The sequence below is a fragment of the Chryseobacterium mulctrae genome (assembly GCF_006175945.1).
Taxonomy (GTDB): Bacteria; Bacteroidota; Bacteroidia; order Flavobacteriales; family Weeksellaceae; genus Chryseobacterium; species Chryseobacterium mulctrae.
In genome coordinates this window covers 829,571-845,653 of sequence record NZ_VAJL01000001.1, presented here as the reverse complement: position 1 = coordinate 845,653, position 16,083 = coordinate 829,571, and the positions used below count along the sequence as shown (strand labels likewise).

14 protein-coding genes are annotated in these 16,083 nt (G+C 32.5%); 9 read left to right on the top strand and 5 right to left on the bottom strand.

The window, feature by feature from the left end:
* The first annotated feature begins 75 nt into the window (after positions 1–75).
* Entirely contained in the window at positions 76–513 is a 438-nt protein-coding gene (locus FDY99_RS03670; protein WP_139419255.1) for a DUF6526 family protein, read from the top strand.
* 205 nt (positions 514–718) lie between these two features.
* Positions 719–1,822: a DNA topoisomerase IB gene (locus tag FDY99_RS03660; RefSeq protein WP_139419253.1), complete on the top strand. Its 1,104-nt coding sequence runs from the start codon at positions 719–721 to the stop codon at positions 1,820–1,822.
* A 14-nt stretch (positions 1,823–1,836) separates the two neighbouring features.
* Here FDY99_RS03660 and FDY99_RS03655 read toward each other — a convergent pair whose 3' ends face one another.
* Positions 1,837–2,343, bottom strand: coding sequence for a hypothetical protein (locus tag FDY99_RS03655; RefSeq protein ID WP_139419250.1), 507 nt, complete (start codon positions 2,341–2,343; stop codon positions 1,837–1,839).
* 133 nt (positions 2,344–2,476) lie between these two features.
* Here FDY99_RS03655 and pruA point away from each other — a divergent pair, with 133 nt between their 5' ends.
* Entirely contained in the window at positions 2,477–4,102 is a 1,626-nt protein-coding gene (gene pruA / locus FDY99_RS03650) for an L-glutamate gamma-semialdehyde dehydrogenase (RefSeq protein ID WP_139419248.1), read from the top strand.
* A gap of 247 nt (positions 4,103–4,349) precedes the next feature.
* Here pruA and FDY99_RS03645 read toward each other — a convergent pair whose 3' ends face one another.
* Together FDY99_RS03645 and FDY99_RS03640 are read right to left on the bottom strand one after the other, a co-directional pair.
* Positions 4,350–5,195 carry an ABC transporter permease gene (locus FDY99_RS03645; RefSeq protein WP_139419246.1) on the bottom strand — a complete coding sequence of 282 codons (846 nt, stop codon included), beginning with the start codon at positions 5,193–5,195 and terminating at the stop codon, positions 4,350–4,352.
* A 2-nt stretch (positions 5,196–5,197) separates the two neighbouring features.
* On the bottom strand, positions 5,198–6,100 hold the full coding sequence (locus tag FDY99_RS03640) for an ABC transporter ATP-binding protein (RefSeq protein ID WP_139419244.1): 903 nt from the start codon (positions 6,098–6,100) through the stop codon (positions 5,198–5,200).
* 182 nt (positions 6,101–6,282) lie between these two features.
* Here FDY99_RS03640 and FDY99_RS03635 point away from each other — a divergent pair, with 182 nt between their 5' ends.
* The 4 genes from FDY99_RS03635 (at position 6,283) to FDY99_RS03620 (ending at position 11,590) form a co-directional block, all read left to right on the top strand.
* A complete protein-coding gene (locus FDY99_RS03635; RefSeq protein ID WP_139419243.1) occupies positions 6,283–7,632 on the top strand; it encodes an AAA family ATPase in 1,350 nt (449 codons plus the stop codon).
* 621 nt (positions 7,633–8,253) lie between these two features.
* Complete coding sequence (locus FDY99_RS03630) at positions 8,254–9,213, top strand: T9SS type A sorting domain-containing protein (protein ID WP_139419241.1); 960 nt, start codon at positions 8,254–8,256, stop codon at positions 9,211–9,213.
* Positions 9,214–9,673: 460 nt separating this feature from the next.
* Positions 9,674–10,786, top strand: coding sequence for a peptide chain release factor 2 (gene prfB, locus FDY99_RS03625; RefSeq protein ID WP_139419238.1), 1,113 nt, complete (start codon positions 9,674–9,676; stop codon positions 10,784–10,786).
* Between the two features lie 87 nt (positions 10,787–10,873).
* The gene (locus FDY99_RS03620) at positions 10,874–11,590 is read left to right on the top strand and encodes a DedA family protein (RefSeq protein ID WP_074231570.1); all 717 of its coding nucleotides are present in this window, start codon (positions 10,874–10,876) and stop codon (positions 11,588–11,590) included.
* A 302-nt stretch (positions 11,591–11,892) separates the two neighbouring features.
* Here FDY99_RS03620 and FDY99_RS03615 read toward each other — a convergent pair whose 3' ends face one another.
* Positions 11,893–12,753, bottom strand: a complete 861-nt coding sequence (locus tag FDY99_RS03615) for an alpha/beta hydrolase (protein ID WP_139419236.1) — start codon at positions 12,751–12,753, stop codon at positions 11,893–11,895.
* A 293-nt stretch (positions 12,754–13,046) separates the two neighbouring features.
* On the opposite strand from FDY99_RS03615, the gene FDY99_RS03610 reads away from it, so the two are divergent.
* Positions 13,047–13,952, top strand: a complete 906-nt coding sequence (locus FDY99_RS03610) for a DUF808 family protein (protein WP_074231576.1) — start codon at positions 13,047–13,049, stop codon at positions 13,950–13,952.
* Between the two features lie 56 nt (positions 13,953–14,008).
* Here FDY99_RS03610 and FDY99_RS03605 read toward each other — a convergent pair whose 3' ends face one another.
* Positions 14,009–14,968, bottom strand: a complete 960-nt coding sequence (locus FDY99_RS03605) for an alpha/beta fold hydrolase (protein ID WP_139419234.1) — start codon at positions 14,966–14,968, stop codon at positions 14,009–14,011.
* Positions 14,969–15,139: 171 nt separating this feature from the next.
* Here FDY99_RS03605 and FDY99_RS03600 point away from each other — a divergent pair, with 171 nt between their 5' ends.
* Positions 15,140–16,057 (top strand): acyltransferase family protein, encoded by a 918-nt coding sequence (locus tag FDY99_RS03600; RefSeq protein WP_139419232.1) that lies wholly within the window; start codon positions 15,140–15,142, stop codon positions 16,055–16,057.
* Positions 16,058–16,083 lie beyond the last annotated feature (26 nt).

Sequence of the window (16,083 nt, the reverse complement as noted above, 5' to 3'; positions counted from 1 at the left end):
TCTTTTCACATACCACATCATATTCTTCATTACGGAAAATTTATTTTTTGGAAAGATTATTGCAGTATCGGCAATATGGGAACGCAAAACTATAATAACCACCGAAAATTTTATCCGCCGCATCATTTTATTTACCTGCCATTGTTGCTCATCGCAGAGATCTTTGGAGTTTATAAAATCTTCGCAGATTCAGAAAACCAACTGTTATGGTTGCTGTTTTCGATCGTCCTATTTTTAATTCTTTATTTGGGAATTATGGTGCGTCAACATTACGCATTGGGACTGCAAAATCGTTTGGTAAGACTTGAATTTAAACAAAGATATTTTGAACTGTTCAACAAAAGATCAGATGAGGTGGAAGAAAAGTTGAGTTTCGGTCAAATTGCAGCTTTAAGATTCGCTTATGATGAAGAATTTAAAGAGCTTTTATATAAAGCTTTAAAAGAAAATATTTCAGGAGATCAGATCAAAAAATCGATCAAAAAATGGAGACCAGATCACCATCGAATTTAGAATAATTAACAACCTAAATTATATTACTATGAAAAAGTGGACTTTATACAGCATGACTATCCTTAGTTTAATGCTACTTACGAGCTGCGAAGCAGTGGAAACAATCTTTAAAGCAGGAATGTGGTGGGGAATCATTCTGGTTGTAGGAGTGGTAGGAATCCTAGTATGGCTTTTTTCTCGGGGTAAAAACTCATAACCAATTTTTATGGAACAATCAGACTTAGAGATTATTTCTCATCTTAAGCCATCGAAGATTGTGAAAATTATGAAAGATCCGGTAGCTTCTGCAAAGGCAGTGAATCTTATTTACACTTCCGATGCAGAAACTTCCGGAATTATTCGCAGGAAAAGAGGTAAAAAGTTTCAGTATTTTAAAGAAGGCGAAAAGATTAAAGATAAGGAAGAGATCAAGCGTATTAATGGTTTGGTAATTCCTCCGGCTTGGGAAAATGTTTGGATCTGTGCTTTAGACAACGGACATCTTCAGGCAACAGGTTTTGACGTAAAAAATAGAAAACAATATCGTTATCATTCCTTGTGGAGCGCTCTGAGAAATCATACCAAATTTTACAGAATGCTGCAGTTTGGTTATGCTTTACCGGAAATCCGTCTGCAGCTTGAGAAAGACTTAGCTTTAAGGAATTTTGAAAAGCGAAAAATTCTGGCTTTAATTGTCAGTTTAATGCAACGAACCAATATTCGTATTGGTAATAATATTTATGAAAAACTCTACGGTTCTTTTGGTTTGACCACTTTAAAGGGAAAACATGTAAAAGTAGAAGGACAAAAAATTAATTTTTCATTTAAAGGGAAGAAAGGAGTAATGCATAATGTCAATCTTAAAAGTAAAAGACTGGCAAAATTAATTATGAAATGCAAAGAAATTCCCGGGAAAGAATTGTTTCAATATGTTGATGACGAAGGAAAAAGACATTCTGTAGATTCTGGAATGGTGAATGATTATATTAAAGAAATTAGTGGCGAAGATTTTACGGCAAAAGATTTCAGAACTTGGTCCGGAACAGTGAATGCTTTAATTGCCTTTAAAGAAATCGGCTACGCTGAAAATAATTCTCAATATAAAAAGAAAGTAAAAGCTGCATTAGATATTGTTGCGGAACATCTTGGAAATACAAGTACGGTTTGCCGAAAATATTATGTTCATCCTTTGGTGATCAATTTATATGAAAATAATTCCATCAAAAAATATCTTGATCAGCTTGAAATTATTGAAGAAAATGATGGTAAAGCCGATTTAACACAGGAAGAAAAATTGGTTTTAAAAATTCTTGAAACTGAGAAAATGTAGGCTATTCCAAGACTTTAATGTCCAATAATAGTGGGTGGAAGATTTTCACCTTCATTCATTTCGATAATTTGTGCGTTTTCATCGAAAGAAACATCAACAGCTCCCGACAAAAATCTAGATAAATTTGTAGCACATTTTTGATCAGGTGATGTAATTTTAAATGGACGATGGCCCATTTGTACGGTTGTACTTCCATCATTCATTTTCATAATCTCATAAGTGCCTTTTATTAAACTTTTACAATTTTTCTGATTAATATTAATCTGAAATCGCTTATTATCAACGAAATTGAACACATCAGGTTTTGTATTGCTTTTATCTAAATAAAGCTTGCCTTCCTTATAGTTTTTCATGTTAAAATGCCATTTTGAGCCTTTTAGAGTGCCATTCAACAATTGATCATCAGGAATCTTATATTCTTCTATTTGTTGTTTTACAGGAATTTTCTCAACATTTTTTTTCTTATGCTGTGCGAAAATATTTTGTGATAAGCATAAAAGAATAAAGATTATTTTTTTCATTTTCTAGAATTTTAATATCTATCAAATATAATCATTCTCATAAATAATAAAACTGAAATAGTTTCTATCGATTTTCAGTCCAAATTAAATGTTGTAAATTTGTAAAAAGCAAAAATTAAACAATACAACTCATATGTCAAAAGCAATTTCGCAAGTACCATTTGCAGTAAATGAGCCGGTAACTTCTTACGAACCGGGATCAGCAGAAGTAAAATCTCTTCTTGCAACTTACAAAAAAATGTGGGCAGAAAAGATAGAAATCCCAATGGTGATCAATGGTAAAGAAGTAAAAACAGGTAATACTGTAAAACTTCAGTCTCCACAAGATCATGCACACGATTTCGGTTTTTATCATAAAGGAACGATGCAGCATGTAGATGATGCAATCAATACTGCTTTAGCGGCAAAAAAAGCGTGGAATGACCTAGGTTGGGAGCACCGTGCTGCAATTTTCTTAAAAGCAGCTGATCTTTTAGCTGGACCTTACAGAGACGTTATCAATGCAGCAACAATGATTGGACAATCTAAGAATGTTCATCAGACTGAAATTGATGCAGCTTGTGAATTCATCGATTTCTTGAGATTCAATGTAGAATTTATGACAGAAATGTATTCTGAGCAGCCGGTTTCTGATGCAGGAATCTGGAACAGAGTAGAGTACAGACCATTGGAAGGATTCTGTTTTGCAGTAACTCCGTTCAACTTTACAGCAATTTCAGGAAACTTGCCAACTTGTATGGCAATGCTTGGAAACGTTGTAGTTTGGAAACCTTCAGACAAACAAATCTATTCTGCAAAAGTAATTATGGATGTTTTAATCGAAGCGGGTCTTCCTGCAGGGGTTATCAACATGATTTTTACAGACGGAAAAGAAACTGCTGAGAAAGTAATGGCTCACAGAGATTTTGCAGGACTTCACTTTACAGGTTCTACAAAAGTTTTCCAGGGAATGTGGAAAATGATTGGTGATAATATTCACAACTACAGAACGTACCCAAGGATCGTTGGTGAAACTGGTGGTAAAGATTTCGTTATCGCTCACCCTTCTGCAAATGTAGAAGCTGTTGCAACTGGTTTGGTAAGAGGTTCTTTCGAATATCAGGGACAAAAATGTTCTGCAGCTTCAAGAGCTTATATTCCTAAATCTCTTTGGGCAGACGTAAAAAAAGTAATGGAAACTCAGATTGCTTCAATTAAAGTAGGTTCTCCGGAAGATCCTTCAAACTTTGTGAATGCAGTGATCGATAAAAATTCTTTCGAAAAGTGTAAAGGCTATATCGACAGAGCAAACGCTTCTAGCGTTGCAAATGTCATTATCGGTGGTAAAACTGATGATTCTAAAGGATGGTTTGTACATCCAACAGTTATCGAAACTACAGATTCTCAATACGAAAGTATGGTTGAAGAAATTTTCGGTCCTATTTTATCTGTTTTCGTTTATGAAGATGCAGATTGGGCAGAAATTTTAAAAGTTGTAGATTCTTCTTCTCCATATTCATTAACAGGTTCAGTTTTCGCACAAGACAGATATGCTGTAAATGAAGCTTTCAAAGCATTGGAAAATTCATCTGGAAACTTCTACATTAACGATAAACCAACCGGTGCAGTTGTTGGTCAGCAACCTTTCGGTGGAGGTAGAGCTTCAGGAACAAACGACAAAGCGGGTTCTAAAATGAACTTACTAAGATGGACTTCTGTAAGATCGATTAAAGAAACTTTCGTTTCTCCTAAAGATTACAAATATCCATATCTTGGTTAATAAATGATAAGTAATGGGCAATAAGTAATTGTTGTTCGTTAATATATACAGCCTCGGAATTTTATTTCGGGGCTTTTCTATTTTAAGATATTAGACTTTTTAGATTAAATATTTTGAATGAAAGAGTCCTGAAAGGACGATTTATCAAAGCATCGGGTAAAGCCCGATGAAATAATTAATAATCAAGTATAACAAAAAAAGTGACTCATTTGAATCACTTTTAATTTTGAATAATATGTAAATAAATTTACCAGTCTCTTTTCTTTAGAATCAAATAAGATCCGAAAATAAATATAGCACACCAAACTAAACAAGCAATAAGACTTTCTGTAGGGTAAGTAAATTCATATTTTAAACCCATCATTTTTGCCATATTTAATCTCATCATAGGATTTGGAATTAAACTAGACATGCTTTCTAATGGTAAGAGCTTACTGAAGAAAAAGCTATTTTGGAAAATTTCGTTTCTTTCTGCAGCCTGTGTTCCTGCTACTTTACTATAAGTTTCAATTCCGCCAAGAATAGATTCTCCTATCCAAATCACAAAAAATGCAAGGAAAACAAAAATCGATTTTCTCAATAGGATCGATAAAAACATTAAGAAACAGAAGAATGAGAACAGTTTTAAAAAATAGTTTCCAATGAAAAATATTTCTTTATAAACTAATGATGATTCAGTAGTTGTTGAATATTGATATCCTAAAAACATTGTGATTGCAAAAACTAAAACAGTAGAAATTAATGTGAAAATAGCAATCGTTAATAATTTGGAACCAATAAATTCTTCTCTGCTCAAACCATCAATTGTATTTTGTTTAAACATTCTGTTACTGAATTCCTGACAAATAGAAAATACAATGATTAGACCAAGGAAAATCTTTAATAAAGCGACAGTCCAGGTTGTAAAATTCCAAATCTCAGGGAAATTGTACATCCCTTGTTCTTTTAAATTAATTGTGCTTCCGAAAAGTTTTAAATCGATCAAACCAATACAAAGGAAAACAACCAATATTGCAAAATACAGTATCGTGAAAACCTTAAAAGGAGTGTAATTCAGATTTTTATAATATTCTAATTTTAATAATTTCATCATGATTAATTAGTGTTTTTTACAAGTTCAAGAAACTGATTTTCAAGCGATTGTTTTTTCTTTGCTAAGTGCGACAAGAAAATACCTTTTTCAGCAAGTTTCTGGTTTAATGTGGATGCAGAAATTGAGGCATCATCACGAACCTGTGCTTTTACGAGTTCACCTTCTGTAGAAACTGAAGTAAACCATTGAAGTTCTTCCAAAGCGTGCAAAAGGGCCGTATTATTATCTGCTTTTAATTCAAAAAAGCCTTGGTTGCTGGTAATTTCATCCACTCTTCCCGAATAAATGGCATTTCCTTCTTTTAAAACAATTACATGACTGCAAATTTTTTCGATTTCATCTAAAAGGTGACTCGCAATAATGATGGTAATACCTTGTTTTGCAATAGTCCCGATAATTTCTCTGATCTGAATAATTCCTTCAGGATCTAAACCATTTGTAGGTTCATCTAAAATTAAAACTTCAGGATTGTTGAGCAAAGCAGAAGCGATTGCCAAACGTTGCTTCATTCCTAATGAAAAGGTTTTAAACGCATCTTTTTTTCTTTCTAAAAGTTTAACCGTGTTTAAAACTTCATCAATTCTCGAAAAAGGAGTTCCTTTGATTTCGGCAACAATTTTAAGGTTGGTTTCCGCACTTAAGTAAGGGTAGAAGTTAGGTTGCTCAATAATAGCTCCGATTTTTTTTAGCGTTTCAGGAGTTGTTCCTTTTTGTCCAAACCAAAACCAGTCACCGCTTGTGGGATTAATGGTTGAAAGAAGCATCCCGAAAGTAGTAGATTTTCCACTTCCGTTGGGACCGAGAAGACCGTAAACATTACCTCTTTCTACATCAAAAGAAATATTGTTGACTACGACTCTTTTGAATTTTTTCGTCAGATTCTTTACTGATAAAATTTTTTCCATGTAGTATATTGTATGTACTATGAGTTTCTCTTTTTTGTGAAATGTTACAAAGAAGATTAATTTTAATATAAATGATGAATGATGAATGATGAATGATGAATGATGAATACTTTTAGCTAACAACCAATAACTAACAACCAACAACCAATTTTTTTCATTAAATTTGATTTAAAGATGTTTGTATGAAGTTAATTGAACTTGCAAAAGAATTAAAGGTTTCTGCAGAAGCCATCAAACAGTTTATTCAGGATTTTGATCTTGATTTGATTGATTGTATTTCGACTCAATTTGAAGTGAAAGAAGATTTTGAAAAATTTGCCCGTGAAAATGTAGATTTTTTGAAACTATATGAAAAAGATTTAGATGAAAATAAAACCGTTGAGCAAATTGCAGAAACCATCAATCAGCCTAAAGAAAAAATAGAAAAAGCCATTGAAGAAAATCCGTCAAATATTTTTGATAACGGATTGTTTCGTTCTTCGATTTCTAGTTATGGAATTGATCAGAAATTAGGCGGAAATTATAAGTTTGTCTACAATTATTTTGGAAATAAAACCAAGCTTCAGCAAAGAGATTTTATCGGTTACCGAGATCTTTTCTTTTATATTTCAGATGTTTTGGAACCGTTTTTAAATCCTCAGCAAACCAAAGACTGGGGAATTCACAAGCCTGCAGGAATTATTTTGTACGGACCTCCAGGAAGCGGAAAGATATTTTGGGCAAATAAAATTGCCGAAATCATTAATTATAAATTTAAAGAAGTTAAAAAACATTACCTAGGTACTTCATTTATTGACGGAAATCAAACCAATTTCAATGATTTTTTGGTATCGATGATGAACGAAGATAGAGTGTTGCTATTCCTTGATGATTTTGATGAAATTATGATGGAAAGAAATGCTGAAAATAATGTAGCTTCCTGCAATCTCGAAACTCAGGAGATTATTCTTCATCACGTATCAAAATTTGAAAGTGAAGGGGTTTTGATGGTGGGTTCTGCCAATTCTGTTGTTGATATTAATGAAGAAATTCTTGCACCCGGAAGATTTGATGTTTTAGTTCCTATATTTCCACCAAATGCAGCCGAAAGGTCAGAAATCATTCTCTATTCAATGACCAAAAATCTGGATAAAGATTCTTTGCTTTTCAAAATTCTTAAAAATAATAAAGCAGATAAAATTCCTTTCTGGACAGAAACTGTTGCGAAAATGAAGGTTTTCAGCAATACAATGCTTATCGATTTTACTCAAAGTTTAAAAAAGAGAATCAAAAACCGTTATCAGAGAACAAAAGATGAAAAACTAAAAATTGATGAAACTCTTCTCAATGGTGCTTTACGTGATGCTGCTGCAAAATTAACGGAAGAATATCTCAATCAGATTGCTCAGTTTTTAAATGATGTAATTATCAACAATCTGGATGATTTCCAAATGAGAATTCACTCGCTAAAAGCGGAACTGGAAACCTATCAAACGGTGGAAGAACCAAGGAGAGAAATTGGTTTTATGCATAATGATGAAGATAAGGCATAATCTGAAAAATGTATAAATTCACCATTTTATTTTCTTTACTGACGGTTCCGTTGGTTGCATTTGTTATATTTTTTGGCGGCGGCGGTCACGGAACTTATATTCCTTTTCTTGTGCTTTTTCCTTTGGGATTAATTGGAACTTTTGTATCTGATAATATAAAAATTTTGTTTTTTGTTCTTGGGCTGTTTCAATTTCCAGTGTACGGTTTTTTAATGGATAAATTTAAAAGTAGGAAAACATTTCTGTTTATTTTTTTATTTCATATTTCTATCATACTTATTATTTTGCTTTTTAAGAAGAATGAATTTCTTTATCACATCATTCACTATTTTCTTTTTAATTTTAAATCATAATCTTTTTCGTGTTATAAATTATTCATAGTGTTTGTTTAATTATTGAGATTGTCGTTTTTATTCTGAGTATTTATTGCTTGAAATAATTAAAATTATTTGAAATATTAGTTTTTAAGCAATTCTATAAGCGGTGAGTATATGTTGAGTATGTACTTTCAGTGCATAGAGTAGCACTTTTCAAAGGTCATCTAATATATTTGTTGATGTTTTGATTCTAACGAAAACTTAGATCTATCAAAAAAGTTAATCAACATTAAATATAAAAACTATGAAAAGAAAACTACTTTCTCTTGGTGTAATTCTAACTTTGGCTCAGTTAAATGCACAGACTTATCAAACATTAGCGGTTTCAGGATTTAATGCAGATGTGATTGCAAACGGAGTTGGTCCATCTTTGAATTCTACAACGATGAGCTTAGATAAAGACACCGATAATTTTGCTTATATGTCGAAAGATTTTAAAGTAAATTCTTCGGCTTCGGCTTTAACGTATGGTTTGCCGGAAAGTGGTTTGATTACTTCTGCAGTTTCTACAACCAGCGGGTTAACTTATCAACTCGCCTCTTACTCTGCAAATAATTCTTTAAGACTTCCCAATGCAAATGATATTGGTACGCTCACTTTAGCAACGCCAAAAGCTGCAAATATTCTGTATGTTCTTGCTGTAAGTGGAAGTGGCTCTTCAACAGGAGAGATAACAGTAAACTTCCAGGATGCTACAACTCAGGTTTTCTCGGCGGTTAATTTTCAGGATTGGTATGACGGAACAAGTGCTGCAATTCAGGGAATTGGGAGAATTAACAGAGCTTCCAATGCTTTAGATGCAGGTGGTGGAACGAACCCCAGAATTTATCAGATTCCTTTAGCAATTAATGTTGCCAATCAATCTAAAATAATAACATCTGTTACTTTCAAAAAAACTTCTACAGCGGTAACGGTCATTAATGTATTTGGGATTTCCGCACAGGTTGCACAGCTTTCTGTTTCTGACGTTAAAAAGGCTAAAGACAAATCGGTTTATCCAAATCCTTTTTCGAATGAATTGAATTTAGCAGATATTTCAGATTTAGTTTCCATCGATATTTTAGATTTTTCAGGTAAGACTGTAAAAAGAAATATTCAGCCAGAATTAAAATTAGACCTTTCATTTTTAGATAAAGGAAACTACATTCTTGTTCTTAAAAATAAGAACGGAACTTCAACTTCTCAGAAAGTTGTTAAGCATTAATTTGGAGTTTTTTTCACTTTGATTATTATATAATTTACACGAAAATCATTGTGGAACAAGCCGGTTTTAATTAATCGGCTTGTTTTTGCTTTTATAAATTAATAGTTATATTAAGTCGGTTTAAAATAATTTTAACTTTAACCGCAAAAGAAACAAAAGACAATTATTGAGCTATTATTAGATAATCAAAGTTTTCAAAAGAATAAAAAATCGAAGATTTTTTTTAGGTTTTTGTGCGCTTTTTTCTTTATACTCATTAACTTTAAATAGAAATATCTAAATCTTTTGTTCCTTTTGTGGTTAAATAAAAAGTCTAAACAAGTTTTTCAATGAAAATTTTTTGAATTTTATATTAAATCTTAATGCCTTTCAAGCTCAATTTTCAAACTTTTAATTACTTTTTTAACATTACCAAAACTCGTGATTTTATCCGTAAATTTGCTTTTCAAATTTTTTAGTTTTGATTAATAACGACCAGATAAAAGAAATTCAATCTAGAATTGAAGACCTTCATAAATATCTTCAGATTGATAAAAAGAAGATAGAGATTTCTAATGATGACGAAAAAACAGCAGCTCCGGAATTTTGGGACAACCCTAAAACTGCTGAGGTTTTTCTAAAGCAGCTTCGTTCCAAGAAAAAGTGGGTAGAAGAATATGAAGAAATCAATACTCAGTTTGAGGATCTTCAGGTTTTGCTTGAGTTTGCAAAAGAAGACCCTGATTCTGAAAAAGAATTGGATGAATCTTTTCCTCAATTGTTAGAGAAAATAGAAAATCTGGAGTTTAAAAACATGCTTTCTAACGAAGGTGATGAGCTTTCGGCTGTTCTTCAAATCACTGCAGGAGCGGGTGGAACTGAAAGTTGCGACTGGGCTGCAATGTTGATGAGGATGTATAATATGTGGGCGGAAAAACAGGGCTATAAAATAAAAGAACTAAATTTTCAGGAAGGTGAAGTTGCTGGTGTGAAAACCGTAACGCTGGAAATCGATGGCGAATATGCTTTTGGTTATCTTAAAGGTGAAAATGGCGTTCACAGACTGGTAAGAATTTCTCCTTTTGATTCTAATGCAAAACGTCATACAAGTTTTGTTTCAGTGTATGTTTATCCGTTGGTGGATGATACGATTGAAATCAATATTAATCCTGCAGATATCTCATTTGAAACCATGCGAAGCTCAGGTGCGGGTGGACAAAACGTAAACAAAGTAGAAACTGCGGTTCGTCTTCGTCACGCACTGACAGGAATTATTATTGAAAACTCAGAATCTCGTTCTCAGCTTCAGAATAAAGAAAAAGCAATGCAGCTTTTGAAATCCAGATTGTATGAAATGGAATTGGAAGAACGTCTGAAAGCCCGAAACGAAATTGAAGCCAACAAAATGAAAATCGAGTGGGGAAGTCAGATCCGAAATTATGTGATGCATCCTTACAAATTGGTGAAAGATGTACGCTCCGGTCATGAGACTTCGGATGTTGATGCCGTGATGAACGGAAATCTTACGCCATTCCTTAAAGCGTTTCTGATGGCCGATGGAACGGCGGTTTCAGACGACGATTTAGACCTATAAAAAATCATGTTTACATTTTTGTTAAAATATGCTAATATATTTTCAGCATAATTTTATTAAGCTTATTTTTGTTCATCATCATTACATATGGAAGAATTCAATAGCTGGAGAGATTTATTAAACCCCGAGTTTTATATCAACATGGGTGGGTTTTGGGTAATATTGTTTATCATATTTGCCGAAACAGGTTTATTTGTAGGGTTTTTCCTTCCGGGAGATTCACTGCTTTTTGTTTCTGGGATTTATGCGGTAGACATTATTTCTAAAACATTTGGTTCTACAGGAAGTGACTTTTTAGACACCACCATTTTGGCAAGTGCAGTCGCTTTTGCTGCGATTGTGGGTAATCAGGTAGGGTATTGGTTCGGAAGCAAAACTGGTCCTGCTTTATACAAGAAAAAAGACACGATGCTTTTCAAGAAAAAGTATCTTTATCAGGCACACGATTTTTTTGAAAAAAACGGAGCTTTAGCAATTATCATGGCAAGATTTTTACCGGTAGTAAGAACTTTTATGCCAATTGTAGCAGGAATTGTGAAGATGGATAAGAAAGCTTTCCTTCGTGATAATATTATCGGAGGTATTCTTTGGTCTTTCAGTTTAATTTTTGCGGGACATTATTTAGATAAACTATTCCTTGATCAGTTTGGTATCAACCTGAAAGAAAAATTAGAGTTTATCATTATTGTAATTGTTTTAATTACGACTGTTCCTGTGGTTCTGAAATTTATGTTTGGAGCACCAAAAGGAAATCCGAAACTGGAAGATGAAGTTTTGGAAGATTTGATTGACAAAGAAAAATAATCAATTTAAAAAATGTAGAAAATAACCTGCAACAAAATTGCAGGTTATTTTTTTTGCTTCTAAAAAACTGACTATCATTTTTTAGCGTAAAGATTCTATAACTTGGGCAGATTTTCAGCACAAATTATCTGCAGAATCTGCATAATCAGCGAGATAAAAAGAAATAATTATATAAGATTTTGGTACATGAAATTTATTTTAACCGCAAAAGAATCAAAAGATTTTACTAAGTTTTTAATTAGTCAAAAGTTTGCAAAACAATTAAAAATTCAGGTTTTTTGGATTTTGTAAACTTTTGAATTTTAATTTCTAATCCACTCCAGGATATTAGGATAAATAATACTGTCTCTTTTTTTCTTGTTAAAAAATCTCGGTGCATGTCCGGTTTTATCCATAAAAACCAGTTTATGCGGAATATCCATTTTCGTTAACACAGAATCTAAAGCTAAACCTTGTTTCTGATTCACCAAAAAATCCTGATTTCCCTGAAATAAAAGCGTCGGAACATTTGTCACATTCGCTATCGGACTTGCTTTTTGAAAATCTTCAGACAAGTTTTTACGGTTAAATTTAGTTCCCACTACTTTTTGAATACTTCCTGAAGTATATTTTGAATAAAATGATTTTAAATAATCATGAGAATAAAAATCTGTCGGCCCGCTGAGAGAAATAATTTTCTTGATTTTATCAGGATTTTGATAACCGTAAAGCAGTGCTAAATGTCCTCCTGCACTTTCTCCCAAAAGAATATAATTGTTCGGACGAAGTTCTGCTTTTTCTGAAAGCGCATTGAATTTTTCGATCACAGAATTAATATCTTCCAACTGATCTTTGTATGTAAGATGTTTGGAAACCAGGCGGTAATTCATATTAATACTCGGAATATTATTTTCAAAAAGCATTTTCTGAATTTGAATCATGTGTTCTTTTCTGCCATATTTCCAAGCGCCGCCGTGAACAATTAAAATAACAGGAGAATCTTGTGGATAATCTGCGGGAAGAAAAATATCCATTTTCTGGCGTTTGTGTTCACCATATTTCAGATTATAAATTTTCTGACTGTCTTTTCCCACCCAAACTCTGAATTTAGAATTGCATGAATTTAATACCAAAGCAATTAATCCTAAAACAAAGAAATGGTAATTGAGAATCAGCTTTTTCATAAAGTAAAGGTAAGGAGAATTTGATTTCAATGGTTATCAATACCTATGATTTTTAGTATCTGTTTAATTTTTTTACCCTAAAATTTCAAATAATAATTGAGACGGAGAGATGACGAAGCGATGACGGAGAAACCTCGGAAGAAAAACAACTTCAAAAGCAATAAAATATTCTGACTGTTTAAATTTTAATCTGAAAAATTATTCAGACAAATGAGATTTAAAAATTCTCTAAAACCAATTAAAATCTATATTTTTGTAAGACTTAACACTTATTAAAAAAATATTAAAATACTATGGCGTCTGGTTTTTTTGCGATTTTAGATGATATCGCTGCTTTGATGGATGATGTTGCTGTAACAAGTAAAATTGCAACCCAAAAAACAGCAGGTATCTTGGGCGACGATTTAGCGGTAAACGCAGAAAAAGCTACAGGTTTCCTTTCTTCAAGGGAAATTCCCGTATTGATGAAAATTATGAAAGGCTCATTTATCAATAAACTGATTATTGTTCCTTTTGTTTTCCTTCTGGAGTGGCTGTATTCGCCTGCAATTAAAATTATTTTAATTATTGGTGGATTTTATTTAGCCTATGAAGGTGTCGAAAAAATTGTCGAATTTTTATTTCACAGAGAGAAAAAAGGACACGAAGTAATCGAAGAAGCCCAGGATGTTGAAGAAGACGGTGAGGCGGTAGAAAAAGCTAAAGTGAAATCTGCAGTTACCACTGATTTTATTTTGTCTCTTGAGATTGTTATTATCGCATTGGCTGCTGCAAAAGATGGTTATCATGCACTTAAATCGCAATTTGATCCGTTTCTTGTAGAAATTGTTACGGTTTCTATCGTTTCGATTATTGCAACTGTTGGTGTTTACGGAATTGTGGCTTTGATCGTAAGAATGGATGATGCAGGTTTTAAATTAATTAAAAAAAGTAATGACAAAGGCTTTTTTGGTAAATTAGGACATTTGCTTGTAAAAGCACTTCCTTGGGTTATTAAAGCTTTGGGAATCATCGGAACTATCGCGTTGATCTTGGTTGCAGGTGGAATTTTTGATCATAATATTGATTATCTACATCATGCATTACCAACTTGGAGTGAAATGCTAAAACAGGTTCTTTTTGGTTTAGCAGGCGGATTGATTGCCCTGTTTTTAATTACCGGAGGAAAGAAAATTTATACATTAGCAACAAAGAAATAATTGTTAGATCTTAATAAAAAAATCCTGCTTCAATCTTTTTGAGCAGGATTTTTATTTTATCTAAAGTTTACCTCCTTCAACCATTTTTCTATTTCAGAAAAACTTTGCGAAGCGTTTTCTACCCAGGGAAAATGCCCTGCTTTTTCTACGAAAACCAATTTAGAATTGGGTAATGTTTTGTGAAGTTGTTCGGCAAATTCAGGTAAATTATTGGTGTCTGCTTTGCCATTGAGAATCAAAGTTTTTGTTTTGATCTGCGAGAATTTTTTCTGTTGATTATAGTAATATTCCAGCATTTTTTCAGTTTGAGGCATTTGTCCGTTCATTGGTTTTCTTCTTCCTGCTTTTGAGATTTCTTTCATAATCGGAATTACTTGTTGTGAAGATTCTTCATCATAACACCACCATTTCAGGGGAGCTTCAGATAAATCTCTTCCATCAGGAGCTTTTTCAGTTTTGTTGGTATACATGTAATCCCAGTCTTTTACGACTTGCGAAAACCATTCAGATTCTTTTATTCTTTTGTTTTCCGATTCTTTTCTTCGGTTGTACACATCTTCCGGTGATGCAACTAAAGAAGTTCCTGTCAAGATCATCCCTTCAACATGATTCGGGTATTTTAAACTATAAAGCATGGCAATTCCGCTTTGATCAGAATGGGCAAAAAACCAAATCTTATCGGCATTGAGTCTCTTTCTTAATTCTTCAATTTCCACAACACTTTTTTCAAGACTGTAATCTTCTATTTTAGTTGGAGCATCAGATTTTCCGGTTCCGCGTGAATCATAATAAACCAGAGTGAATTGCTTTTCTAATGGTTGTAAAGTTAATTCATAGCCTGTTTTTCCTGAATTCGGATGTCCAACAAGCATTACCGGACCGTTTCCTTTAATGGTATAACTGATGTTGATACCGTCAATTTTTTCTGTGAAATTTCCGTTTTTAAGCTGTTGTGCTTGTGTGAAAATTATAAAAAATGTGTTGAAAAAGAGTAGGGCATTATATTTAAATCTCATAATTATTTACAAATAAAATACTTTCAAATATATCTAAATAATATGAATTATTATGCTTTTTTCTATTTATTGCTAAAATGAGCAGAAGAATTATTTGCCTTAATAATCAATTTTAAATATTTACTTTTGCAAAAGTATGAATCTTCAAAAACGGTTTGATTTTATTTAATTATGGGTAGAAATTTATCAATTGATGTTTTAAAAATCATACTGGCTTTTTTTGTCGTGTTTCTGCACATGAATTTTTTGAAAGAAACCTATCCTTTATTGAGCTATATTTTGGTAAACGGCCTTTTTAGACTTGCAGTTCCCGTTTTTTTAGTCATTACCGGATTTTATTTCTTCCATATTGACACTGCAAAAAAACTCAGGAAATGGCTTTTCAGAACGTTTCTGTTGTACGCAATCTGGATGTTGATTTATATTTCTTACTGGAAAGATAATGATGAAATTTTACTAACAATCGTTTTCGGATATCATCATTTATGGTATTTAATAGGAACCTGTTTTTCAGGACTGATTCTCTATTTTCTCAGAAACCAAAACTCACGAATATTGATTGCTTTGGCGATGTTTTTATTCTTTCTCGGCTATATTGTTCAGGTTTTAGGAAATCTACATTATTTAAACGCTGAATCAGATTCACTTTTGAATGATTATCTGCTTTACCGGAATTTTCTTTTTGTATGCTTCCCGTTTTTAACGATTGGTTTTTTGATTAACAAACACCAAATTGATCTTTCAACATATAAAAACTCGTCTCTGTTGGTGATTTTATCAATTTTATGTGTAATTGTTGAATCTTTTTTCAATTATAAATATATCAGTAGCGAAAGCACAGATATATTATTTTCATTGATTTTTGCGAGCCCGTTGCTGTTTTTGTATTGTCAGAAAATATACATTAAAACTACCTCAAAAATTTTAGCCAGTTTTTCTACAGCAATATATGTTGTACATCCGCTAATTATGAAATCTGATTTTTACGAAGAAATTGAGTCTTTCAAAATCTTGATTTTTTTAGCAATTTTAATTCCTGTAAGCCTTGGTTTGGTCTATCTTAATAAGAAATTGAAGTATTTACTTTAAGCTTTATCCCAAGTATTTAAAATAAA

What these genes read in the sequence shown, in the direction of transcription:
- FDY99_RS03620 (WP_074231570.1), top strand. Translation starts at nt 10,874, where the DNA reads ATGGAAGAATTCAATAGCTGGAGAGATTTATTAAACCCCGAGTTTTAT.
- FDY99_RS03610 (WP_074231576.1), top strand. Translation starts at nt 13,047, where the DNA reads ATGGCGTCTGGTTTTTTTGCGATTTTAGATGATATCGCTGCTTTGATG.
- FDY99_RS03645 (WP_139419246.1), bottom strand. Translation starts at nt 5,195, where the DNA reads ATGATGAAATTATTAAAATTAGAATATTATAAAAATCTGAATTACACT.
- pruA (WP_139419248.1), top strand. Translation starts at nt 2,477, where the DNA reads ATGTCAAAAGCAATTTCGCAAGTACCATTTGCAGTAAATGAGCCGGTA.
- FDY99_RS03605 (WP_139419234.1), bottom strand. Translation starts at nt 14,968, where the DNA reads ATGAGATTTAAATATAATGCCCTACTCTTTTTCAACACATTTTTTATA.
- FDY99_RS03630 (WP_139419241.1), top strand. Translation starts at nt 8,254, where the DNA reads ATGAAAAGAAAACTACTTTCTCTTGGTGTAATTCTAACTTTGGCTCAG.
- FDY99_RS03670 (WP_139419255.1), top strand. Translation starts at nt 76, where the DNA reads ATGGGAACGCAAAACTATAATAACCACCGAAAATTTTATCCGCCGCAT.
- FDY99_RS03660 (WP_139419253.1), top strand. Translation starts at nt 719, where the DNA reads ATGGAACAATCAGACTTAGAGATTATTTCTCATCTTAAGCCATCGAAG.
- FDY99_RS03635 (WP_139419243.1), top strand. Translation starts at nt 6,283, where the DNA reads ATGAAGTTAATTGAACTTGCAAAAGAATTAAAGGTTTCTGCAGAAGCC.
- FDY99_RS03640 (WP_139419244.1), bottom strand. Translation starts at nt 6,100, where the DNA reads ATGGAAAAAATTTTATCAGTAAAGAATCTGACGAAAAAATTCAAAAGA.
- FDY99_RS03600 (WP_139419232.1), top strand. Translation starts at nt 15,140, where the DNA reads ATGGGTAGAAATTTATCAATTGATGTTTTAAAAATCATACTGGCTTTT.
- FDY99_RS03655 (WP_139419250.1), bottom strand. Translation starts at nt 2,343, where the DNA reads ATGAAAAAAATAATCTTTATTCTTTTATGCTTATCACAAAATATTTTC.
- FDY99_RS03615 (WP_139419236.1), bottom strand. Translation starts at nt 12,753, where the DNA reads ATGAAAAAGCTGATTCTCAATTACCATTTCTTTGTTTTAGGATTAATT.